General features: G+C 60.4%; 28 protein-coding genes. 24 read left to right on the forward strand and 4 right to left on the reverse strand.

What is annotated here, in order from left to right; genetic code table 11:
- Window positions 1-160: 160 nt before the first annotated feature.
- Both EOB59_RS03205 and EOB59_RS03210 read right to left on the reverse strand, forming a co-directional pair.
- On the reverse strand, window positions 161-1,399 hold the full coding sequence (locus EOB59_RS03205) for a site-specific integrase (RefSeq protein ID WP_128287626.1): 1,239 nt from the start codon (window positions 1,397-1,399) through the stop codon (window positions 161-163).
- The gene (locus EOB59_RS03210) at window positions 1,399-1,968 is read right to left on the reverse strand and encodes an Arc family DNA-binding protein (protein ID WP_128287627.1); all 570 of its coding nucleotides are present in this window, start codon (window positions 1,966-1,968) and stop codon (window positions 1,399-1,401) included. Before EOB59_RS03210 ends, EOB59_RS03205 begins: the two co-directional genes overlap by 1 nt.
- A gap of 117 nt (window positions 1,969-2,085) precedes the next feature.
- Here EOB59_RS03210 and EOB59_RS03215 point away from each other — a divergent pair, with 117 nt between their 5' ends.
- From EOB59_RS03215 to EOB59_RS03245, 7 genes are all read left to right on the forward strand, one after another.
- Complete coding sequence (locus EOB59_RS03215; RefSeq protein WP_128287628.1) at window positions 2,086-2,277, forward strand: DNA-binding protein; 192 nt, start codon at window positions 2,086-2,088, stop codon at window positions 2,275-2,277.
- Window positions 2,274-2,468 (forward strand): hypothetical protein, encoded by a 195-nt coding sequence (locus tag EOB59_RS03220; RefSeq protein WP_128287629.1) that lies wholly within the window; start codon window positions 2,274-2,276, stop codon window positions 2,466-2,468. The genes EOB59_RS03215 and EOB59_RS03220 overlap by 4 nt, the downstream gene beginning before the upstream one ends.
- Window positions 2,468-3,001, forward strand: a complete 534-nt coding sequence (locus tag EOB59_RS03225; protein WP_128287630.1) for a hypothetical protein — start codon at window positions 2,468-2,470, stop codon at window positions 2,999-3,001. Before EOB59_RS03220 ends, EOB59_RS03225 begins: the two co-directional genes overlap by 1 nt.
- Before the next feature lie 114 nt (window positions 3,002-3,115).
- Entirely contained in the window at window positions 3,116-3,409 is a 294-nt protein-coding gene (locus tag EOB59_RS03230) for a DUF6074 family protein (RefSeq protein WP_128287631.1), read from the forward strand.
- Window positions 3,406-3,894, forward strand: coding sequence for a hypothetical protein (locus tag EOB59_RS03235; protein WP_128287632.1), 489 nt, complete (start codon window positions 3,406-3,408; stop codon window positions 3,892-3,894). The genes EOB59_RS03230 and EOB59_RS03235 overlap by 4 nt, the downstream gene beginning before the upstream one ends.
- On the forward strand, window positions 3,891-4,529 hold the full coding sequence (locus tag EOB59_RS03240; RefSeq protein WP_128287633.1) for a ribonuclease H: 639 nt from the start codon (window positions 3,891-3,893) through the stop codon (window positions 4,527-4,529). The genes EOB59_RS03235 and EOB59_RS03240 overlap by 4 nt, the downstream gene beginning before the upstream one ends.
- On the forward strand, window positions 4,529-5,134 hold the full coding sequence (locus EOB59_RS03245; protein ID WP_128287634.1) for a hypothetical protein: 606 nt from the start codon (window positions 4,529-4,531) through the stop codon (window positions 5,132-5,134). Before EOB59_RS03240 ends, EOB59_RS03245 begins: the two co-directional genes overlap by 1 nt.
- 235 nt (window positions 5,135-5,369) lie before the next feature.
- Here the strand turns inward: EOB59_RS03245 and EOB59_RS03250 are convergent, their stop codons facing one another.
- A complete protein-coding gene (locus EOB59_RS03250) occupies window positions 5,370-5,561 on the reverse strand; it encodes a hypothetical protein (protein WP_128287635.1) in 192 nt (63 codons plus the stop codon).
- Window positions 5,562-5,724: 163 nt separating this feature from the next.
- On the opposite strand from EOB59_RS03250, the gene EOB59_RS03255 reads away from it, so the two are divergent.
- The 8 genes from EOB59_RS03255 to EOB59_RS03290 are packed head-to-tail and all read left to right on the forward strand — an operon-like array spanning window position 5,725 to window position 12,918.
- Window positions 5,725-6,282 (forward strand): terminase small subunit, encoded by a 558-nt coding sequence (locus EOB59_RS03255; RefSeq protein WP_128287636.1) that lies wholly within the window; start codon window positions 5,725-5,727, stop codon window positions 6,280-6,282.
- Window positions 6,257-7,786, forward strand: coding sequence for a terminase family protein (locus EOB59_RS03260; RefSeq protein WP_164895565.1), 1,530 nt, complete (start codon window positions 6,257-6,259; stop codon window positions 7,784-7,786). The genes EOB59_RS03255 and EOB59_RS03260 overlap by 26 nt, the downstream gene beginning before the upstream one ends.
- Window positions 7,783-7,983 carry a hypothetical protein gene (locus EOB59_RS03265; protein WP_128287637.1) on the forward strand — a complete coding sequence of 67 codons (201 nt, stop codon included), beginning with the start codon at window positions 7,783-7,785 and terminating at the stop codon, window positions 7,981-7,983. The genes EOB59_RS03260 and EOB59_RS03265 overlap by 4 nt, the downstream gene beginning before the upstream one ends.
- Window positions 7,980-10,349, forward strand: coding sequence for a hypothetical protein (locus EOB59_RS03270; RefSeq protein WP_128287638.1), 2,370 nt, complete (start codon window positions 7,980-7,982; stop codon window positions 10,347-10,349). Before EOB59_RS03265 ends, EOB59_RS03270 begins: the two co-directional genes overlap by 4 nt.
- Window positions 10,349-10,633: a hypothetical protein gene (locus tag EOB59_RS03275; protein ID WP_128287639.1), complete on the forward strand. Its 285-nt coding sequence runs from the start codon at window positions 10,349-10,351 to the stop codon at window positions 10,631-10,633. The genes EOB59_RS03270 and EOB59_RS03275 overlap by 1 nt, the downstream gene beginning before the upstream one ends.
- On the forward strand, window positions 10,633-11,361 hold the full coding sequence (locus EOB59_RS03280; protein ID WP_128287640.1) for a hypothetical protein: 729 nt from the start codon (window positions 10,633-10,635) through the stop codon (window positions 11,359-11,361). The genes EOB59_RS03275 and EOB59_RS03280 overlap by 1 nt, the downstream gene beginning before the upstream one ends.
- Complete coding sequence (locus EOB59_RS03285; RefSeq protein ID WP_128287641.1) at window positions 11,358-12,548, forward strand: hypothetical protein; 1,191 nt, start codon at window positions 11,358-11,360, stop codon at window positions 12,546-12,548. Before EOB59_RS03280 ends, EOB59_RS03285 begins: the two co-directional genes overlap by 4 nt.
- Before the next feature lies 1 nt (window position 12,549).
- Window positions 12,550-12,918 carry a hypothetical protein gene (locus tag EOB59_RS03290; RefSeq protein ID WP_128287642.1) on the forward strand — a complete coding sequence of 123 codons (369 nt, stop codon included), beginning with the start codon at window positions 12,550-12,552 and terminating at the stop codon, window positions 12,916-12,918.
- A gap of 41 nt (window positions 12,919-12,959) precedes the next feature.
- On the opposite strand, the gene EOB59_RS03295 is transcribed toward EOB59_RS03290, so the two are convergent.
- A complete protein-coding gene (locus EOB59_RS03295; protein WP_128287643.1) occupies window positions 12,960-13,148 on the reverse strand; it encodes a hypothetical protein in 189 nt (62 codons plus the stop codon).
- 76 nt (window positions 13,149-13,224) lie between these two features.
- Here EOB59_RS03295 and EOB59_RS03300 point away from each other — a divergent pair, with 76 nt between their 5' ends.
- The 9 genes from EOB59_RS03300 (at window position 13,225) to EOB59_RS03340 (ending at window position 20,930) form a co-directional block, all read left to right on the forward strand.
- A complete protein-coding gene (locus EOB59_RS03300) occupies window positions 13,225-13,551 on the forward strand; it encodes a hypothetical protein (RefSeq protein ID WP_128287644.1) in 327 nt (108 codons plus the stop codon).
- 34 nt (window positions 13,552-13,585) lie between these two features.
- Window positions 13,586-14,749, forward strand: coding sequence for a hypothetical protein (locus tag EOB59_RS03305; protein ID WP_128287645.1), 1,164 nt, complete (start codon window positions 13,586-13,588; stop codon window positions 14,747-14,749).
- Between the two features lie 20 nt (window positions 14,750-14,769).
- Complete coding sequence (locus EOB59_RS03310) at window positions 14,770-15,786, forward strand: phage major capsid protein (protein ID WP_128287646.1); 1,017 nt, start codon at window positions 14,770-14,772, stop codon at window positions 15,784-15,786.
- A 12-nt stretch (window positions 15,787-15,798) separates the two neighbouring features.
- A complete protein-coding gene (locus tag EOB59_RS03315; RefSeq protein WP_128287647.1) occupies window positions 15,799-16,314 on the forward strand; it encodes a hypothetical protein in 516 nt (171 codons plus the stop codon).
- Between the two features lie 81 nt (window positions 16,315-16,395).
- Window positions 16,396-17,196: a hypothetical protein gene (locus tag EOB59_RS03320; RefSeq protein ID WP_128287648.1), complete on the forward strand. Its 801-nt coding sequence runs from the start codon at window positions 16,396-16,398 to the stop codon at window positions 17,194-17,196.
- Between the two features lie 6 nt (window positions 17,197-17,202).
- Window positions 17,203-17,904, forward strand: a complete 702-nt coding sequence (locus EOB59_RS03325) for a hypothetical protein (protein ID WP_128287649.1) — start codon at window positions 17,203-17,205, stop codon at window positions 17,902-17,904.
- Complete coding sequence (locus tag EOB59_RS03330) at window positions 17,901-19,487, forward strand: hypothetical protein (RefSeq protein ID WP_128287650.1); 1,587 nt, start codon at window positions 17,901-17,903, stop codon at window positions 19,485-19,487. Before EOB59_RS03325 ends, EOB59_RS03330 begins: the two co-directional genes overlap by 4 nt.
- Window positions 19,484-19,939 (forward strand): GNAT family protein, encoded by a 456-nt coding sequence (locus tag EOB59_RS03335; protein ID WP_245486517.1) that lies wholly within the window; start codon window positions 19,484-19,486, stop codon window positions 19,937-19,939. The genes EOB59_RS03330 and EOB59_RS03335 overlap by 4 nt, the downstream gene beginning before the upstream one ends.
- On the forward strand, window positions 19,917-20,930 hold the full coding sequence (locus tag EOB59_RS03340) for a hypothetical protein (RefSeq protein WP_128287651.1): 1,014 nt from the start codon (window positions 19,917-19,919) through the stop codon (window positions 20,928-20,930). Before EOB59_RS03335 ends, EOB59_RS03340 begins: the two co-directional genes overlap by 23 nt.
- Window positions 20,931-21,462: the final 532 nt, after the last annotated feature.

Genomic DNA, 21,462 nt, shown 5'->3' on the forward strand with positions numbered 1-21,462 from the left:
GCACCGGCATAGGCCCCATCGATTTTATTGATCTTTTTGCCGTCTTTAAGAGGGCTGGTAGCGGGAGAGGGACTTGAACCCCCGACCCCAGGATTATGATGCTTGGTGCGGCCGCTGATTTCGTGGACGAATTTGGCTCTTTGTCGCGTCTATGTCGCATCTATCCCAAAAGCGAGCGTTCGGCCGCTGCCATTTCATCGGCATCGTCACCACGCGGGAACAGGTGCCCGTAGACGTCCATCGTCATCATGATCGAGCTATGTCCGAGCCGTTCCTGAATGACCTTTGGAGGAAGGCCAAGTCCGCCGTCCTGCGGCCGATTGATCGACCACGATGCATAGAAATGGCGAAGGGCGTGCATGCCGCCATACTTGCCCACCATGATGACCTCGCCAGCGGCGTCTCGCTCATCGCTCGGCACGGTCACGCCAGCCGTGACCTGGGTCGGCAGGAAACCGCGCTTGGTCATGTTCGAGCGGCTTTCGATGTTGCCGCTTCCCGTCGGGAAAACGTAGTGAAGTTCCTTCACTGGATTGCCAGCGGCATCGACGTCGCCAGTCGGTCGATGAGGGCAGGCGAGCTTCCATTCCCGCAAAGCATTGACGACCATCGGCGGAACAGGAATCGTTCTTTCTCCCGCCTCAGACTTCGGCCGGCCGATCTCGCCATAGTCATCGGCGCGCTGGTGCACGCTGATCTGCGCACGTTCGAAATCGACATCCATCCAACGAAGGCCGCGCAACTCCGACGATCGCATGCCCGTGAAAATCGCGGTGATTAGAAGAGGGCGCCAGCGGCCCGTCGCCGCGCCGACGATAGCCTTGATCTCCTCACGCGTCGGGATGTCGATGCCGATCTTCAGCTTGCTTTTCTGACGCTTGTCGGCTTGGCGTTCCTTGCCCCTCCGTCTGGCGCCCCGGAGATCCTTAACCGGATTCCGGGTAGCAAGGCCCCGTTCCTGGGCGTCTGAGAAGATGGAGGCCAATGAACCCATGACCTTTCGAACCATGGCCGGCGAGCGACCGTTCTCTCGCAGTTTGTCGGCGAGCTCGCGAGCGCCAGGCACGGTGAAGTGCGACAGAAGCGTTTGCCCGACGAACGGCTCGATATGCAGTTGTAGGTGGCGCTTGCGCTGGTCAATCGAGGACCGTTCCAGCCCGTCCTGCTCGCCCGTGGCAATCCAGAACGTTCCGGCCGCCTTTACGGTGACACTTGCGCTGTCAGCGACGTGCGATCCTTCCCGAACTTCAACCTTGGCCGTGGCGGCGAACTGGTCGGCGTCCTTCTTTTTGGCGAACGTCTTCAGCCGGCGGGTGCCCTTCCCATCGGCGTAGTCGACCACCCAGGCGCCTTTTTCCTCTCCCTTCGCGGTGGTCCATGTGCGTTTGCGGATGGACACTATTCCTCTCCGGAGGTTTTAGCGCCCAATGGTTTCTCGATCTCAATCATCCTCCGCGCGTCCCCCTCACCGATCCAAACTTTCAGTCTCTCTTCACCGCTCGCAATGCGGTTGAGACTCATTTGGATCAGATCGCTTGCTACACTGTCGATCAATATATTTGGCAGGTCCAAGTCCGCCTGCAGCGCGACCATGCCCTCCAGAACGTCCCGGCGCAGTACCACCACAGGTGACTGCCGATCTTCACGGACGGTTTTCCAAAGGTCTTCGTTGGTTGCTTCAATACGCCCGAGAACCGTCATGAATTTATTGCTGCGCGAAACGTCCCCCGATGGCGACCGTGCCTTAATGTCTCGGAGCATCGCGATTGAGTAATCTAGTGCGTCCACCAGGTCCTCCAAACTTGGCTCCTCGGGGAATGCATCTCTAAGGGCATCCAAAATCTCGGAGTTCATCGACCTGCCGCTATCTTCAGCGGCCCGCTTTATCTGATCGCGCATGCCTGGTGGCAGCCGGATCTGAAAACGTTCGGCCAATTGGCTCGGGTATTTCTGTTCATCGTCATCCATTCTGTATGGATGCAACTTGCACCCAGAAAAGGCAAGGGTGCAACTTGCACCTATCGTAATTTGGTGTTAACTGATAGCTCTGATTGCAACTCGCACCCATGAACGAATGGAGATCAAATGTCTGACCGTGAGGTGGCCCCCCTCGACCTCGTATGGGGGATCGAGGGCATCGCAAAACTGATTGGACGGACGGAGCGGCAAGCTTACCACATGCTCACCACGGGCGCTCTACCGGCCAAGCAGGTCGGCAACCGCTGGGTCATTGAGAAATCGAAGTTGATCAAGTTCTTCATGGATGATGCCGCTTGAGCGCCACCGTCGATACTGCTCAACAGGTAGGGGACACCAATATCCAACGCGCCGCCAAGTGGCTTGCGCTGGGCTCGGCCGATCGGCGACACGCGGTCGTGCCCCAGCTTCAATCTGAATTTCATCTCACCGCCCTTCAAGCCGTTCAAGCGATCAGGGAAAGCCGGCTGATCCTGGCGAGGGCGCACTGATGGGGAAGGGCAAAGTAAGAAACCCACCGGGCGAGCACTTCACGAAGATTATCCGCCACACTATGGAAGAGCCCGCATGGCGCGCGCTCTCTTCTACAGCCCAGGCGCTTTACTCTTGGGTCAAGCTCGAATGGCGCGGCCCTGATGCCAACAACAATGGCAAGATAAGGTTGAGCGTGCGGCAGGCGGCGGCCTGTATGGGGTGTGCACCCGACACGGCCGCCGAAGGCTTCCGGGATCTCCAACGGAAGGGCTTTCTGTTTCAAACGGAAGCGGCCTGCTTAGGTGTGGAGGGCGCGGCAAAGTGCCCGTCCTACGAAATCACCGAAATCAAGATGCCTGGGACCGACAAGCAGCAGGACGGCAGGAAGCTGTACCGCGACTGGCGTCAAGACCAAGAGTTCCCCGTGAAAGGCCCGAGTGCCAACAATCCGACTGGGGCCAACGGCCAGCGACGGAAAACAAAATCCCGTCATGAAAACAATGACGACCCCGTCCTAACTTCCATGACGAACCGTAGGAGGGCGTCATGATTTCTAGGACGCGCTGTCATAAGAAGCATGACGAAAACTGGTTTTCTCCAGAGCAAACCGTCATGGTTTCTGTGACATCCTTATCCTACCAGACCGGTACGGCGGGAGGCGGGCATGCAGCCGACGCTGTTTGACTGGTCGCCGCCCTGCCGAGTGATCCTGTTCCCCATGCATAGGCGGGTCGGGCGCATTCGCTCGACTGCTGAGAAGATGCTGGCCAAGCCGACAGACCGGGCGGCCGAATCCTACCGGGACCAGGTGACAGACGGCCTGCTGCGGCAAATGGCAAAGGCCGGCATCCCCGACAGCACACAGGACGAACAGTTGGGGGCGTTCTGGTCGGCCGTGCAGGCCGAAACCATCAGGCTCACCTACCGAAACAACCGCCCCGGAGACAACGTCGCATGATCGATGATGGCGAAGAACTGACCGACGAACAGTTGGAGCGCGTGGCCGAAAAGCTGCTGGCGGGCTGGAAGCCGGTGTCGGCGCTCACCGGCCTGGACGCTCAAGAATTGCGGATGGCGCAAAGGCTGCTCGGCCGATCGAACAGCGAACGGCTGGCAACCACTGGCCGAACTGAGCGGTTCCGATATCGCCGACCGGTCCATATCATCGAATACTACCTGTCCGGCTGGGGGTGGCAGGTCGATCTACTGGAGAACGGGCGGCGCCAGACCTTCAAGGCTGAGCTGAATGATGGGCAGCTAAGGATTGTCCTATCGGCGATCCGCGCGAAGGGCGTGCCTGTCCGGCGCTTCGAAACTGAAGGCGAGAAACTTGACCGGCTTGAACGTGAGCGGCGCCTCGAAGCCAATCCGACCACGTTCAAGGAGAGGCCGAAAAGCGAGCGGTTCGACATACTCTACGAAGTGATGGATATCCGCCCATGAGCGACCGCAAATGGCGAAAGGGTCACGTGACCGCCAACGTGTCACGTGATGTAACGTTACCAGCCGTTACGAAACTTTCCGGCAAGGACATTAAGGTCCCCCTAGGATTGGTGATTTACGCTGACGGCTGCTGCGAACCGAATCCTGGTGCGGGTGGTTGGGGCTTCGTCGCCTATCGCGACGGGGTGGAGATCCATTCCGCAAGCGGGGGTGATCAGGACACCACAAATCAGCGGATGGAACTGACGGCTGCACTCGAGGCGCTGCGGTGGCTGTCTCACGACGTTGACGGCCAGGCTGCAAACGTTGGCGCCCGGCTGATCTCCGACAGCATGTACACCGTGACTGGTTGTAACGAATGGCGCCATGGGTGGAAACGAAATGGCTGGAGCCGCGGCGGACCGAACGCGAAGCCGGCGAACCGTGTCATCGCCAATCTCGACCTCTGGCAGATGTTGGATGGCACATTGATTGCTCATCCCATCGCGCTGGAATGGTGCAAAGGCCATGTCGGCATCATCGGCAATGAGCGGGCCGACGAGCTTTCCCTGATAGGTCGTGGAATGGTCGTCGAGCAATCGCCGACAGCACTCGATCTCATTCGCCAGCAGCTCGACTACTCGGCGAGGATTTAATGGAGCGAAAGAAAAAGCGTTTCGACGACGTCCCATTCAGCGAGAAGAGGCCAAAGCCGCAGTCTCGCCGCACGACGCAGGAAGAGTGGCAGAAGGGCAGGGCGAAGCAGCCGGCCGCTGTTGCCAAGCTTAGGCGGGCAGACGGTGGAAAGGACGGTGCCAAGGTCACAGCGGTTAAAATACGCATATCAGGCAGGCGTAGTGAGCTACAGGCGATTCGGTGTCGTCCAGGCACATTTGAATGGCGCTATGGTCGGAAGAAGCAAGACGCGCTTTTCTACGCCGGCAGCCATCTTGCGGTTTTATGGGAGCGCGCCGGGATCGCCGTGGCAAGTTCGGCGAATTTCTTGCGCGGGACAGGATCCGGTTACGCCACCGGAATATCAGATGGAAGGGTCGCAGCCATCGACAAGCTTAAGGGCTTTGTCATGGTCATGGGCCACGCTCCGTCTGAGCGGTTGATTGACTACTGCGTAACCGGATTGACCACAGCGCAGATCGCGATGAAGCATGGGGCAAATGAGCGAGAAATGGCCCCGGTGCTGCACCACGATCTGCGCGTTTGTGCACAGCATTTCAATTTTCTGACGGGTAATCGGCGTTGACTTTCAACGCGAAACCCCCTATTGGGAACGTCAGGTGTAGAGATGCGCCAATAACCCGCCCAAGTCAGGCGGGTTTTTGTTTGCAAAAGCCGCCTCGGGTCCAACCGGGCCGCTTTCGCTTTTAGATCAGATGGGCAATGAGCAGCAGCGCGTAAGCCACTGCGATAAGGACGTCTCTCATAGCGATTCTCCTTTCCACTTATGAGGTGGAGAAAGCGCTGTGAACGGTTGGCGCCTAAAATCGCGGGATAGCTCTACCGTCGGACTGATTGAGGTTGAGCCGGATGCTTTGACCGGCTGCGAAACTCCTGGCGAATTCCTCGTTGTCGAAAAGCTGTTGGGTGGTCACGCCATCCTCGACGATCTGTACTGCCCATTTGCCGTCTATGTGTTCAACGCGAACACCGTCCTTCTGATCGTCGCCCACGCCCGCACTCCCACACAACGATGTGGGAAAAAAATCATGCGATCGGCAATCCAGCAAGTCACAAAACCGTAAGAATCCGGCACTCGGTCGAATTGAGCAATTTTGTAAAAGCTCAGCAATTTTTCGCAACTGCCCGCACCCGCTCAGACCGGGGAGACCATTCATGTCCGCCAACGAGTTGACCCCGAAGCAAGCCCGCTTCGTCGACGAATTCATGATCGACCTGAACGCCACACAGGCGGCAATCCGGGCCGGTTACAGCGAATTGACCGCAGACGTGCAGGGTCCGCGCCTGTTAGGGAATGTTGGTGTTGCTGCTGCCATTGCAGCCAGGCAGGCGGCCATCGCTCATAAGCTCGGGGTCACCCAAGAACGCATCGTCGCCGAACTGGCCAAGATTGCCTTTGCCGACATCCGCAAGGCTGTTCGCTGGGGGAAGAGCCCGATCGACACGGAATCGGAAAGCGCCAGCCCGAATAGTCTCGGCATGTTCCCGGTTGAACTGATCCCGAGTGAGAAGATCGACGACGACACAGCCGCAGCGGTGTCTGAGGTGTCGCTTACCCAGACCGGCATCAAGATCAAGATGCACGACAAGAAATCGGCGCTGGTCGACCTGGGCAAGCATCTGGGCATGTTCAAGGAACGCATAGAGCATACTGGCAAGGATGGCGCGCCGCTCGTCCCCGTGATCAATGTCCGCCTCCGCAAGCGCAGCTGAAATCAATCTCGACCTGCACGACAAGCAGGCGCTGGCATTTGAGACCGACGCGACCGAGGCGCTTTATGGTGGCGCAGCGGGAGGCGGCAAATCGCATCTCATGCGCGCGGCCGCCATCACGTGGTGTTCCGAAATCCCCGGACTTCAGGTCTACCTCTTCCGACGGATTCGGGACGACCTGATCAAGAACCACATGGAAGGCCCGCAAGGGTTTCGCGCGCTGCTCGCCGGCTGGGTGGAATGTGGCTTCGTTACCATCGTCGAGGATGAAATTCGGTTCTGGAACGGATCGAGGATCTACCTCTGTCACTGCAAAGACGAAAAGGACCGGTTCAAATATCAGGGCGCTGAAATCCACGTGCTGCTGATCGACGAGCTTACCCATTTCACCGAAGTGATTTACCGGTTCCTCCGCAACCGTGTCCGCATGGTCGGGATCAAGGTTCCGCCACATTATGCAGGCCGGTTCCCGCGTATCCTCTGTGGTGCCAATCCGGGCGGCATCGGTCACCAGTTCGTCAAGGCGACATTCATTGATGGCGCGCTGCCGCTGGCGGTCTACAAGGCCGATGTCAGCGAAGGCGGCATGCAACGGCAGTTCATCCCGGCCCAGCTCGAAGACAACCCGAGCATGAACGACAACGACCCAGGCTATGAAAGCCGCCTCATGGGTCTGGGCTCGGAAAGCCTGGTGCGCGCAATGCGCTATGGCGATTGGGACGTGGTCGAGGGCGCCTATTTCGAAAACTTCGAACGCCGCCGGCATGTGGTGAAGCCCTTCCACATTCCGGACCACTGGACACGCTTCAGGGCGGGCGACTGGGGCAGCGCCAAGCCGTTCTCTTTCGGCTGGTATGCAGTGGCATCCGACGACACGATCGTCCCTTCTGGGGTGGCTGGCGCGCCCGGCATCGTCATCCCGCGCGGGGCACTGGTCAAATATCGGGAATGGTATGGCGTCAAGATCGACAAGTCGGGTCGCTATCTCCAAAATGTCGGCCTTAAGCTTCATGCTGAAGCCGTCGGCGCGGGTGTCCGTCAACGCGACTATGACGATACGATCAGTTACGGCGTGCTCGACCCTGCAGCCTTCAGTCAGGACGGCGGTCCCTCACTCGCCGAGCGTATGGCCAACGGGACGAACACGAACGGTGCGACCTTCAGGCGGGCAGACAACAAGCGAACTGCTGGACGCGGTGCCATGGGCGGCTGGGATCAGCTTCGCGGTCGACTGACAGGCGACGAAGACGGGCGGGCGATGCTGTTCTTCTTCGAAACCTGCATCCACACCATTCGAACCCTGCCGGCGCTTCAGCATGACGAGGCGAATCCGGAAGACCTGAACAGCGACCAGGAAGACCATGCCGCCGACGAGACGCGATATGCGTGCATGTCGAGGCCATGGGCGGCCAAGAGCAAGGTTCCTGATCCGACAGTGCCGCAAGGCCACGTCAAGCTGCCTCCCCCGCCTGACAGCGGTCGCGGCCGAAGGATTGCCATATGACCGACCGCGACCCGTACCTAAGCGCCGGCCATCGTTTCGAAGGCCCGGACGGCCAAGCTTACGAGCTGACCCGAGACGTTTTTCCGCATGAGCACATGAAGGCCGATCAGTTTCGAGCGCTCAACGGTGCGCCGGAGCCGGAAGAAGGCCGCTCGATGCCCGAGTGGCTGTCCAGGCAATTGAAGGCACTCGCATGATGGCGAATGACGACACCGACGATATCGACAGCGCTGCCGACGACGCGATCGACCCGTCGCTTAAGCCGAAGGCCTCCAAGGGATGGCTGAAGCTCATCACGGATTTCGAAAAGGCGGGCTTTGCCGACTATCAGACCCGGTGCACCAATATTCAGAAGCGGTATGCCGATCTGGAGCGTTTGGCCAATGCGACCCGCGACCGCGAGTTCCAAATCTTCTGGGCGAACATCGAGGTTCTGAAGCCGTCGATGTATTCCCGGCCTCCGGTGCCTGCTGTAGCGCCACGCTTTCAGGACAGGCGCCCACTCCAGCGCGCAGCCTCGGAGCTTCTGGAGCGCACCACATGTGTCACCTTCGACCGCGAAAACATTGATGGCGTGATGCGCCTGGTCCGCGATGACCTGGCCACGCTGGCACGCGGCTGCATGTGGATCCGGTACGAGACAAAGAGCAAGGAAAACGGGTACACGGAATCGGTCTGCATCGAGTTCAAGAACCGTCGCGACTTCGCGCACGACCCGGCCCGGAACTGGAAGGAAGTTGACTGGGTGGCCGGCGGCGCCTGGATGACCCGCAAAGAGATGCGCAAGCGTTTCGCAGCGACATCGGGCAAGGCGTATCAGAATGCCGATTTCGCCAAGCGCAAGGACGACAAGAACAACAGCGACGGCAAGCTGAAGGCTCGAGTTTGGGAACTGTGGTCGAAGTCCGAAAACAAGGTCGTGTGGATCTCGCCCGGTGTCGACGTGGTGCTGGACGAAGGCAAGCCGCACCTGAACCTTGAAGACTTCTTCCCGTGCCCTCAGCCGGCCTATGGCACGTTGCAGCCCGAGAGCCTGATCCCGGTCCCCGACTACGTCTTCTACAAAGACCAGATCGAGGAAATCAACGACATCACCAACCGCATTTCGGCGTTGACCGAAGCGCTTCAGGTTCGCGGCTTCTATCCGGCCGGCGCTGGTGAAATCGGCGATGCGATCGAGGCCGCGGTAAAGACCCGCGATCCGCGCCAGATCATGGTGCCGATCAGCAATTGGGCAGCATTCGGCAACGGGGCGGCCAAGGACACGATTGTCTGGCTTCCGATTGACATGGTGGCCTCGACCATCACTCAGTTGATTGCGCTTCGTAAGCAACTGATCGAAGACATTTACCAGATCAGCGGCCTGTCGGACATCATGCGGGGCGAGAGCAACCCGAACGAGACGCTGGGCGCGCAGCAGATCAAGACGCAATACGGGTCGGTTCGCATCCGTGACCGTCAGAACGAGCTCGTGCGCATCGCCCGTGACGCGGCGCGCATCGTCGCCGAAATCATGGCCGAGAATTTCCAGCAGGCAACGCTGGTCGACATGGCCCAGATGGAGTTGCCAACCGACGCCGATATCGCCAAGCAGGTCAAGCCGCTGGAGGCCCAGGCAAAGGCGATTGAGAAGGAACTGGCGCAGGCACAGCAAGACCCTGAAGTCGTCCAGATGGCCAAGCAGAACCCGGACGCTGCGCAGCAGATCATGCAGCAGGCACAGGGACAAATCGCGCAAATTGCCCAGCAGATCGGCGAACTGAAAAAGACCGTCACTATCGAACAGGTGATGGATTTCCTGCACGATCAGAAAATCCGGCCGTTCAGCCTCGACATCGAGACCGACAGCACGATCCAGCCCGACGAGAATGCCGAGAAGCAGCGCCGCAGCGAGTTCCTGACGGCATTGGGCGGCACGCTGGCCCAGCTTGCCCCGATGGTGCAGGAACGCCCGGAAACGGCTCCCTTTGCCGCCGAGTTGCTGAAGTTCGCAGTTGCCCCGTTCCGGCCAGGTCGCAGCATGGACGCGGCGATCGACGAGTTTGCCGAAAAGATGAAGCAGATGGGCGCCCAGCCGAAGCCGCAACAGTCCGATCCGGCAGCGTTGAAGGCCGAGGCCGACGCCAAGGCGCAGCAACAGAAGATGGAAGCCGACGCGGCAGACCGTCAGGCTGAAATGCAGATGAAAACCCAACTGCATGACATGACCATGAAGGAAAAGGCCGCCGACATCGAGGCCAAGCAGGTCGACGCAAGGGCAAAGCAGCGTTCGGAAGCCGCGAAGTACGCCGCAGAGGCCGCCGCGCGCCGCGATCAACGGTCGCTGGAGCGCATCAAGGTGGGTCTGCCTGATATCGAAGCGCCTGCCGCGCCTCCCTCTACCGATATCGACGTTGTTGCCGAAATCCAGCGCCAGAACGCCGCCATGATGGGGCAGATGGGTCAGTTCATGGCGATGGTCACCCAGGCCCTTACCGCTCCCAAGCGCATCGTGAAGGGGCCTGACGGCAAGGCCATTGGCGTCGAGACAGTGCAGCCTCAACAGCAACAGGGACTTCAGTAATGGCAACCACCAGTGAAATCCAAGTTGGCATGGCAGCAATCGCCGCGCGTCTCAGCGATCAGCGCCAGGTGATGATCAAGGCGAAAGCGAATGCCGGATCTGCTTCGGTGGCTCTAGCCGCGATCCCGAACGACTTTGCCGATGTCATCGCCACGGTGACCGCATACGGCACCAGCAACGCATATGAGGCCACCATCAAGGCGCAGCTCACCAAGATGACGGCGGAATTCAACGCGCTGAAGGCGAAGGCCGACGCGGTCGCTGCCGTGGATCTCAACAGCTAATGTTCGACCAGGGGCAGTTCTATCCCGGCCAGCCTATCCAGTTCATGGAGGGGCTGCTGAACCCGATCATCGGCGTGAACCAATACCTGACATTCTTCTCGGAATACACCGTGGGAGCGCAGCCGTCCGATTGGACGAGCAGATGGGTCGCGGGGGGATTTGCCGCTCTTGTCCAAACCGTTCCTGGTTCCCTTGGCGGCAAGGCTTTGCGCTGGACAAAGACAGCCGCCAATCGCCAAGCGCTCTCGTGGAACCGAGTGCCGAACACCGCCGACGTAGAGATCCTGACGCGCATGCGCGCGATCGAGGCGTGGGTAATCAACGACAATCTCATCGCTCCTTGGGCGAGAGGCGCGGGTGCTGCCGCATCGGAAGCAGGCTACCGCAGCGCTCCCGGTGGTCAAACTAGCGGCACACAGTATGTCACCCAGATGGGCAAGTATGTCGGCGGCACGTTCACCGCTCTGGGGGTCGCCTCGTTCGGACCGTCCCCCAATCTGGTGGTCAATGACTGGCTTTGGACACGATTCCGAGTGAACGGCACTTCATTGAGCCGGAAGACGTGGCACGACGGAGCCGCTGAACCTGGGGCTTACGACGAAACCGTAGTCGATGCTTCGGTGGCTGCTGCCGGTTGGGTTGGCCTTACTCAGGTCACGACCAATCCTGACGTCGAGATTGATTTCTTCAGCGTCGGCCTTAACGGCGAAGTGGCTCCAAGCCCATGAGAATTCCATCCGGCAAAGTCGACCAATACATCTACTTCGTCGCCGTCGACAGCGTTGACCTGAAGACGAAGAAGACTGGCCTCACGGGGTTCACCGTCGCGCGTTCACGTCAAGGCGTGCAAACATTTTACACCACCCCGACCATCGTGGAGTTGGATTCAGTCAACATGCCCGGCTGTTACAGGCTGCTGGTGGACGAAGACACCACCATCGCCTCCACGTCCGACAGTGAGGAACAACTCCTTTACATCAACGTCGCGGGCATGGCTCCGGTGATCCGCGTTATTGAGCTGTTCCGCCGCGACACGACGACCGGCCGAACCCAGATTGTTGATGCGAACGGCAGGGTTGACGTTTCTGCAATCGCTGGCACAGCGCAGACCGCGCGGGACATTGGCGCAAGCGTGCTTCTGTCGTCTGGCACTGGAACCGGCCAGGTCAGCCTTACTGCGGGCGTTGTCGCCGCGAACGCCACTCAAATTGCCGGCGCGGCGGTGAACACCGCAACAGCCCAGCTCGGCGTCAATGTCATCAGTGCGGCCGGGACGGCCTGGAATTCGGGATCGATCACTTCCAACACCTTTGCAGCCGGCGCTCTCACCGCTGCCAAGTTCGCCGCCAACGCGCTCGATGCCGTTTGGTCGACGGCGACACGTGTTCTGACTGCCGGCACAAACATCGTCCTGGCTAAGGGAACCGGTGTCACCGGCTTCAATGATCTAGATGGGCCAGGCGTGCGAACAGCGGTTGGCATGGCCTCGGCCAATCTCGACACTCAGCTTGCGGGCATCAGCACCAAGACGGCCAATCTGCCGCCTGATCCGGCGGATGCTTCCGACATCGTGGCGGCCTTCGGTACGGTCAACGCCAACGTTGGCACCGTGAACGGCGCGGTTAACGCCATCAAGGCCAAGACGGACAACATCCCGGCTGCACCGGCCGCCGTCGGCGACATTCCGACCGCAAATGCAAATGCCGACGCGCTGCTTGACCGCGCTGCTGGTGTGGAACCCGGAATGACGGTTCGGCAGGGCTTCCGGCTGTGGTCGGCTTCGCTGCTCGGCAAGGCGATCGGGATGACCACGTCCATCGCGACGTTCCGCGACACAAACGACACCAAGGATCGGATTATCGCAACGGTCGACGCGAGCGGCAACAGGTCATCGGTAACCCTGGACCCGAGCTAAAATGTTCGGCGATCGGTATTTCGGCGCCCGATATTTCGCCAATCGCTATTTCGGGCCAGGCGGTAACGCGCTTCCCGTCATCATCGACGACGGACACGACGGAAAGCCAAGTTCCGAGGCTTGGGAAGAGCACCGCCAGAAGGCGGAACGGCTCCGCGAAACGCTGGCGAAGGCCAGGCGGAAGGCGAACGGCGAAGTCGAGCCGGAGACCCCGGAGCAAGAGCCGGAAGCGCCTCTTGATGAGCCGGTGCTGGCACCAAAAGACTATGCCGCCCTCGTGGCCGCTTTGGTCGCGAATTCGATGCCTCGGCCGGTCGTCGAGGCCGACGATGAAGACGAGATGTTGGCAATCCTGCTGTTGGCGGCATGAGGCAAAACACGCCTTCCTAATTCGGGCATGCACCTGAAGACCTACTTATCGTCAGAGGCTCTCGCCTGCTGGCAAATTTCATTGAGTTGCTTGCGGAGCATCCCGCCCTCCAACTGGGCGAGATCATAGCGTTCAGCGCGCAGTTTCGCCTTTATCTGCGCGAAGTCAGCGCAATCTCCTGATCTGGCGAGTTCGAAAGCACGCTCAAGCGTCGTCTTGTTAGGTTCCATTGCCCGTCCGCCCACAATTGCAGCGGATCAACGAACGACCGTCCCCCCCGTTCCACTCCGAACAAAGTGAGACCTCATGCTGGGCTATTCATGGATCGATATCGGCCCCGGCCGGCAGGTTTTCCGCAAGATCGAGACTGCCAAGCCGAAGCGTTCGGCGCTACCGGCACCGATGATCAATTCGGACACCATGTCCGAAGTCCGGTCGATGCACGACGGGAAATTCTACACCTCGAAATCGGCTCTGCGCGCCACCTATCGCGCCGCTGGGCTGGAGGAAGTCGGGAACGATCCGGCAAGGCTTCGCCCGCGCAAGCGTCCGAAGATCGATCGCCAGGCGATCAGAACCACCATCGAGAAGGCCACGGCTCGAGTTAACCGCGGCGAGCGTTCCACCCCTTAGCAATCCCTCAGACGGAGCAATCCACATGGAAGACTTGAACGGAGGCGCCTCGGCGCCCGCCGATACCTCTGCTGTTGCCGCCGATGACGTGTCGACGACGCCAAACCCAATCAGCACCGATCCCAAGACGGTCGAGGCCAAGCCCGAGCCGGAGGCGAAGAAGACGCCGACCGCTCGTGAAGCACTGAAGGCAGCGGCCGACAAGGTGGCCGAAAAGGAGAAGGCCGGCGAGGCCGATCCCGACAAGAAAGCCGCGCCGGTCCAGAGCCAGCCCAAGCCGGGCGAGAAGCTCACTGATAAGGCAGCGGCCGATAAAACGCTTCCCGATCCCAAGCCGGCCAAGGACGCGACACAGCAGCCCGCCAAGCCCGCAGAGACCGTAAAGGCGGAGCCGGGCAAGCCCGCTGCCCAAGGCCACCACGAAGCACCGGCACGCTTCAAGAGCGATGTCGCAGCGATGGCCGAATGGGAGAAGGCACCCGAACCGGTCAAGGCAGCGGTTCACCGGTCGTTCCGCGAATTGGAAGCCGGCATCGAAAAACATCGCGTGTCGGCCGAGGAGTTCGAAAAGGTCCGTGACTTTGACGAACTGGCAAAGCGCAACAATACCTCGCTGCGCGATGCAATGACCCGCTACACCAACCTGGAGCGGACGCTGATTTCCGATCCGATTAAAGGCATTCAGCAAGTTTGCGACTATGCGGGGATCTCGCTTCGCCAATTGGCCGCCCATGTGGCCGGGCAACGGCCCGATGAGGTCCAAGGGCAGAACGACGCCACGATCCGCGAGCTTCGCCAGCAGGTCACACAGCTTCAGCAGAGCATCGGCGGCGTCACCACGACGATTCAGAACCAGCACGTCGCCGGCATTGAGGCCCAAGTCGAGAAATTCAAGGCCGATCACCCTCGGTTCGACGATCTGGCGGAAGACATCGCGTTCTTCCTCAAATCGGGCAAGACCACCGATCTGGCCGAAGCCTATGCACTGGCAGAACGGCTCAACCCGGACCCGGCAGGCTCGACCACAACAGTTTCAGCAGCGCCTCAGACGCGCACCGCTCCCGACCCCCAGGCTCAGACCCTGAAGGGCCAGAAATCCGTATCAGGCGCGCCCTCGGCTGGCTCAGACCCAGCGACGAAGCGAGCTTCAACCTCAATCAAGGATTCGCTCCGGCGGGCTGTAGCTCAGGCCGGATGATCCGAACATAGGAGGGCCACATGGCTCTTACTTCCGTAGAAAAGAACCAGGAGATTCTGTCCCTGGCCCTTGAGGATCGCTCTCAGGGCTACCAGGACCTTGTCTCCAATTCCAACGCCTTGCTCAACGTGCTCAAGCGCAAGGGCAAGTTCAAGGAGTATTCCGGCCCGAAAATCCGCGAACGGCTCCTGTACGCCAAGACCGGATCGGCGGTCTGGTATAACGGCTTCGACTTCCTGAACCCGGTTCCGGCCGAACTGTTCAACGACGCCGAATACTCCCCGAAAATGGTGGCAGTCGCCGTCACTCTCGCCAATGAGGACATCCTCAACAACGACGGCGAAAACCAGCTCATGGATATTCTGGAGTCGCATATCGCGGCTGCGGAAGGCGAACTTGAAGACGAGTTCGACATTTCGCTGCACGGCAACGGCACCCGCTTCGGCGGCAAGGAACTGGGTGGCATGCAGCTGGCCGTTCCGACCGTGGTCAACTCCGGCACCTATGCCGGTATCGATCGCGGCCTTAACCCGATCTGGCGCACTTCGGTGTTCGATGCGAATTCTGCCTTCCCGGCCATCGGAACGCAGGTCACCGCGACCACCATCCGCCCGATGCTCAACTCGATCATGACGCAGCGTTCACGCGGCACCAAAGCCGCCGACCTTCTGCTCATGTCGCCGGAGCATTACGCGGCCTATGACGCGGCCACCGTGGCAATCCAGCGCGTCAACGATACCTCCAGCCTGGGCAAGCTCGGCTTCACGTCGCTGAAGTATTTCGGCGCCGGTCGCTCGGCTGAAATCGTTCAGGAGGGCGGCATCGGTTCCAACATGCCGGTGAACACCACGTATGGCCTGGACACGGACAACCTGTGGGTCCGTTACCACCCGGAACGCAACTTCAACAAGATCGGCAAGACGCTCATGCCGATCAATCAGGACGCGAATGTCCAGTACATCGGCTTCATGGGCGAACTGACGATGACCAATCCGCTGTTCCAGTGGAAGCTCATCGACAGCAACCCGGCTGCGTAAGGAGGACAGAAAATGGCTTACGTTCCTCACACTCCGAACCTCGGCTTCCCGCCGATCGCTGCAACGCTTCCGGCCTCGAATGCGGCCGGGCGTTCTACTCCCGGCCCTTGGCTCGGCGACGTCATCCGGGCGCAGGATCCCGTCTATGGCGTCGGCGAGTTCATCTATCTGGCAGGTGTTGCCAGCACCGCCGTCGGTTCGTGGGTGGTTTACAACCCCGACGACTGGTCCACGGTGCTGCTCGGCCCCGACATGATCGGCTCTGTTGCCGTCGCAATGTCCGCGAATATCAACGGGCAATTCGGCTGGTACCAGATCAAGGGCAAGGCCATCGGCAAGGCTCTGGCCGGCTTCCTCGACAATGCCAACGTCTACGCCACGGTCACACCCGGCAGCGTTGACGATGCCGTTGTTGCAGGCGACCGCGTCAAGAATGCCAAGGGCGCGTCTGCGGTCGGTGTGCCGGCCGCCGGTCTCGCCGAGTTCGAGATCGATCGTCCGTTCGCCGACGACGGTCTGGCCGCGTAACCAGGCCACACACGACGACATTGAAACGGGGGCTTCGGCTCCCGTTTTTCTTTGCACCCTCTCAGACAGGAGTTTCCGCCGATGAGCGCGAACCAGAACACCGTCAACGTCACATTCCGCAACCACGTGATCCCCGACGAAAATGCCAGCCGCAAAGCCGGCCGGCCGATCTTCCACGACATGGAAGTCTGTGACCTATCGTTCCCGGCGAACCGCCAGACGAAGGCGACCTATCCGGCGCACGATGCCGAGCCCAACGCCACCCGCGAGAGCATTGCAGCGGGCGGCAGTGTCGTCACCTATGCGCAGCTCTACAACAAGCAGTATCTGGCCTTCAAAGATGGCAATGCGCAGCCGCTGTCAGGCACGCCGCTTTCCGAAGCGCCTTTCCTGAAGGAAGGCAAGCGCCGCGAACTGAAGGCCCTTGGCGTGCACACCGTCGAGCAGCTGGCATCGCTCGATGGCACCCCGCTGAAGCAACTCGGCATGGGCGGCCGCGAACTGAAGAACCAGGCACAGGCCTATCTCGACAATGCGGCCGGCAGCGCCGACGTGACGAACCTTGCGGCCCAGGTCGCGGCTCTCACTCAGCAGTTGAACGAAGAACGCCGGCTGCGCGAAGAGTTCATGCAGAACGGCAAGCCCGTGAAGGGTGCCGCCGCGCCTGCCGATGAACCCGGACAGCAGGACGACGAGCAGCCCAGCCCCGACGAAGAGGAGGAGCAGGATCACGGCATCCCGCCGACGGTCGAAGAGATCGAGGCGATGGATGAAGAGGCCCTGAAGGTCTACATCGCCAAGGAGACCGGCAGTCGTCCGCGCGGCAATCCGAACCGCGATACCTTGGTCGCTGCGGCCAAGGAACTGGCGATGGTGGACTGATCCATCATGGCGATCCTCGATGTCATTCAGGATGCTTGCACGGTCATTGGGTTGACCGTGCCGACATCTGTCTTTTCTCAGAGCGACCGGGAATTGGTCGAACTGAAGTCGCTCGCCAACGAGATGGCGCAGAGGATCGCTTTCGACGGCCGGGACTGGACCAAGTTGAAGGTGCTCGGCACCCTGACCGGCGACGGCACGGCCCAAAGCTTCGATCTTCCCGGCGACTACAAGCGTATGCTGAAAAAGGCCGCGCTATGGCCGTCCGCAAGCCCTTACGCGCCGTTCACGCATTACCCCGACAGTGACCAGTGGCTTGGCATCACGGTGCAGAATTTCCAGAACCTTGTCGGCGCCTGGACGATGATCGGCGAGCAAGTGCTGATCAAGCCGGCGATTCCCAGCCTCGCCACCGCGCAATTCTACTACCTTACGAACAAGATCATCAGGGACAAGGATGGGGTCGCGAAGGTCGCGTTCACCGCTGACGATGACGTTTTCCGCCTCGATGAACGCGTGCTGAAGCTCGGCATGATCTGGCAGTGGAAGGCCAACAAGGGTCGCGCCTATGCCGAAGACATGGCGACCTATGAGGATGCGCTGGCGGTGTCTGCCGGCGCTGACAAGGGTTCCAATATCCTCGCTGTCGGTCGCCGCCGCTCGTCGATCGATGCCAATATTGCCTATCCTGGGGTGATCGTTCCATGAGGGCCGGTTTCCGGCGCGTGCCCGTCGCGGCTGGTGCACAGCAGCACCACAGCACGACGACGTTCCCGGCGCCGATCCGGGGCAGGATTTCGAATGAGAACCTTGCGGCAGCCAAGCCGCAGGGTGCCAAGGTGCTTGAAAACTGGTTCGTCACCAGCACCGGCATCCGGTTGCGTGGCGGCAGCAAGAAACAGGCGACGATCGGCACAATCCCGGTTGTCAGCATGCTGACCTATGACGCGTCGGCCGGGAAATTCATGTTCGCCTGCGACGGCTCGAAAATCTTCGATGTCACCGCGCCGGCAAGCCCGACCATTCCGCCCGCTCCGGTGGTGTCGGGCCTCACCAGCGGATATTTTTCCTATGTCCAATACGAGACGGCCGGCGGCGACTTTCTGACAGCCGTCAATGGCACCGACAGCATGCGCCAGTTCGATGGCACTGCATGGACGACGGTGGCCAACCTCGGCGTTGGCATCCTCACCAATAAATTGTCGTTCGTCTGGACCTATCGAAACCGCGAATTCTTCGTCCAGAAGGGCACGATGGTCGCCTGGTATCTTCCCGTCGACACCATCGCTGGCACCGCGGCTGATTTCTCCCTTGCCGGTGTTTTCCAGAAAGGTGGCTCGCTTCTGTTCGGTGGCACCTGGTCGCTCGATGCCGGCGATGGCGTCGACGACAAATGCGTCTTCTTCTCGGATCGCGGCGAGGTCGCGGTGTATGAGGGATCAGACCCCGGCGACCCGAATAACTGGTCGCTCGTCGGTCGCTATGACATGTCGCCGCCGCGTGGGCCGCGCGCCACGATGCAGGCCGGTGGCGAATTGCTCATTGCCATGGACGACGGGATCATCCCGATATCGCAGGCGATCCAGAAGGACCGCGCCGCGCTGGCGCTGATCAGCGTATCGCGCAACATCGAACCGGATTGGAGGGCTGAAGCGGCTTCGCGCACGCAACTGCCGTGGGAGTTCCTGAAATGGCCATTGTTCAACATGGGGATTGTCTCACTTCCGGCTGACAGCGGTCAGGACAAGAAATGCTTCGTGGTCAACCTCCAGACCGGCGCTTGGTCCGACTACACCGGATGGGATACCCGCTGCCTGGCCCTGCACGACGGCCGCGCCTATTTCGGCACGTCGGACGGCAAGATCATGCAATGCGAGGTCGGCGGCAATGATGACGGCATGCCGTACACCGCCACCGCCGTCGGCCTGTTCGATCACCTGAAGGCGCCGGCCCGAGACAAGATCATCCACATGGCTCGGACGGTCTTCCTGGCCAGTCGCAAATTCCTCGCCAAGCTGTCCGTTTCGACGAACTATCAGGTGTCGTTGCCGTCGCCTCCGGCATCCGTCGCCGACGATGTCACCCTCGACGAATGGGACACGGGTCTTTGGGATGTCGCGCTATGGGATGCCGGCACCACCAAGACGGTTTCGACAAAGTGGACTTCCGTCGGGCAATCCGGCTTTTCCATTGCCTGGCAGCTTCAGGTCACGTGCGGCGTGACGCCGACGCCCGATGCCGAACTGGTCGCGATCGACATGACCTATGAAGTCGGGGATGTCGTCGTTTGAGACTGCTTTTCGGGCATGACGAGGCGGTGGCGCAATTCGTCGTCGATCTTACGCCAGGCTGTGAAGCAGGATTCGGGAAGTGCAAGGCGATCGGCGTCCTTGATGATGATGACAAGCTGGTCGCCGGCATGGTGTTTCACGACTGGCAACCGGGACCGGGCCTGATCCAGATTTCGAGCGCGTCAACCACGGCGCGATGGCTGGCGGCCAACGTCCGTCACATGATGTTTTCCTATCCGTTCGACCAGATCGGTTGCCAGATGGTCGTTCTTCAGGTGTCGGCCAAGAACGAGCGCATGGTGCGGATCGCGAAGGCCTTCGGCTTTACTCCTTACCTCATCAAACGCATGCGCGGCCGGGACGAAGACGGGTTCGTTTTCACCCTGACTGACGACGACTGGCGAAACAGCAAGTTCACGAGGAAAATTTATGGGCAAACCCTCAGCACCTGAACCGCCAGATCCCAAGGAAACCTCGGCGGCCTCGACATCCACCAATGTCGGCACGGCCATCGCCAATTCCTATCTGAACAACGCAAATCAGGTCACGCCTGACGGGACGATCAACTATGATCGAACCGGCAGCTATACGTGGAAAGACCCCTATACGGGGCAGTCCTACGATATCCCGCGCTTCACCGCGACGACGACGCTTTCCGACGCCCAGAAGGCCATCAAGAGCCAGACCGACGCCGCCCAGCTGAACCTCGGCACGCTGGCCAATACACAGTCGTCGTTCCTCAACGACTATATGGCCAAGCCCTTCGACGGCTCGAATGATGCGACCGAATCCCGGTTGCTGCAGCTCGGCCGCGAACGCCTCGACCCGATCCTTGCCCAGCAGTCCGACGCTCTGTCGACCAGGCTGGCCAACCAGGGCATCAAGCAGGGCTCGTCGGCCTATGATCGCGCCATGACCCAGCAAGGCCAGAACGCGAACGACGCTCTCAACCAACTGATCTTGACTGGGCATGGGCAGGCATTCTCGGAAGCCCAGGCGATCCGAAACCAGCCGATCAACGAAATCACGGCGCTGCTGTCGGGCTCTCAGGTGTCCAATCCGCAGGCGGCTGGGTACAATCAGAGCAACATTCCGACCACGGATGTCGCCGGCCTGATCAACACGAACTATCAGCAGAAAATGAACAACTACAATCAGGAAGCGGCTCAGTCCAACAGCCTGATTGGTGGTCTGTTCGGCCTCGGCAGCAAGCTGATCGGCCTGTCCGACGACGATGCCAAAAAGGACAAGGAACGCCTTGCCGACATCACGCCGGAAATGGGCCTGTGGAAATTCCACTACAAGGGTGAGGCGAAAGACGCGCCGATGCGTCTCGGCCTCATGGCTAGCGAAGTCGAACAGGTCCGCCCGGATGCCGTCTCGCGCCGACCTGACGGCTATCGCCAGGTCGATTACGGCAAAGCATTGTCGCTGGGAGCCTGATCAATGGCCTTGTCCTTCATCTTCGATGCCAGCAAGGAAACGCCGGCATCTGTCGCCAAGCAGCGCGCCGTTGTCGAAGCGCTCATGTCTTCGTCGCGCACCCCGCGCAACCTCGGCGAGGGTCTGAACGCGCTTGGCGACGGCATCGTCATGAACGTTCTCAACCGGCGCGCTGATACGGCAGAGCAGGCCGGCCAGGCAGGGGCGAAATCGACGTTTGGCGATCTGCTCAATGCCGGTTCCTTCCCGGCGGCACCCTCGGCGACCGGAAGCGATGCTGCTGCTTCAGCCTCAGCCGGCGCTGCCGCCGACTATGGCGGTGATCAGCTCGCGTGGACCGATGCGACGCCCTATCAGAAGGCATTGCTCAACACGATTTCCGGACCCGAAAGCGGGGGCCGGTATGACGTCATCTATGGAGGCGGGAAGTTCGATGATTTCTCCCGCCATCCCAATCAGGCGGTGCGCATCCAAACCGGGCCGAATGCCGGGCGCACTTCGTCGGCGGCGGGCAAATACCAATTTCTTGGCT

The sequence above is a fragment of the Mesorhizobium sp. M7A.F.Ca.MR.176.00.0.0 genome, assembly GCF_004023165.1.
Lineage (GTDB): Bacteria > Pseudomonadota > Alphaproteobacteria > Rhizobiales > Rhizobiaceae > Mesorhizobium.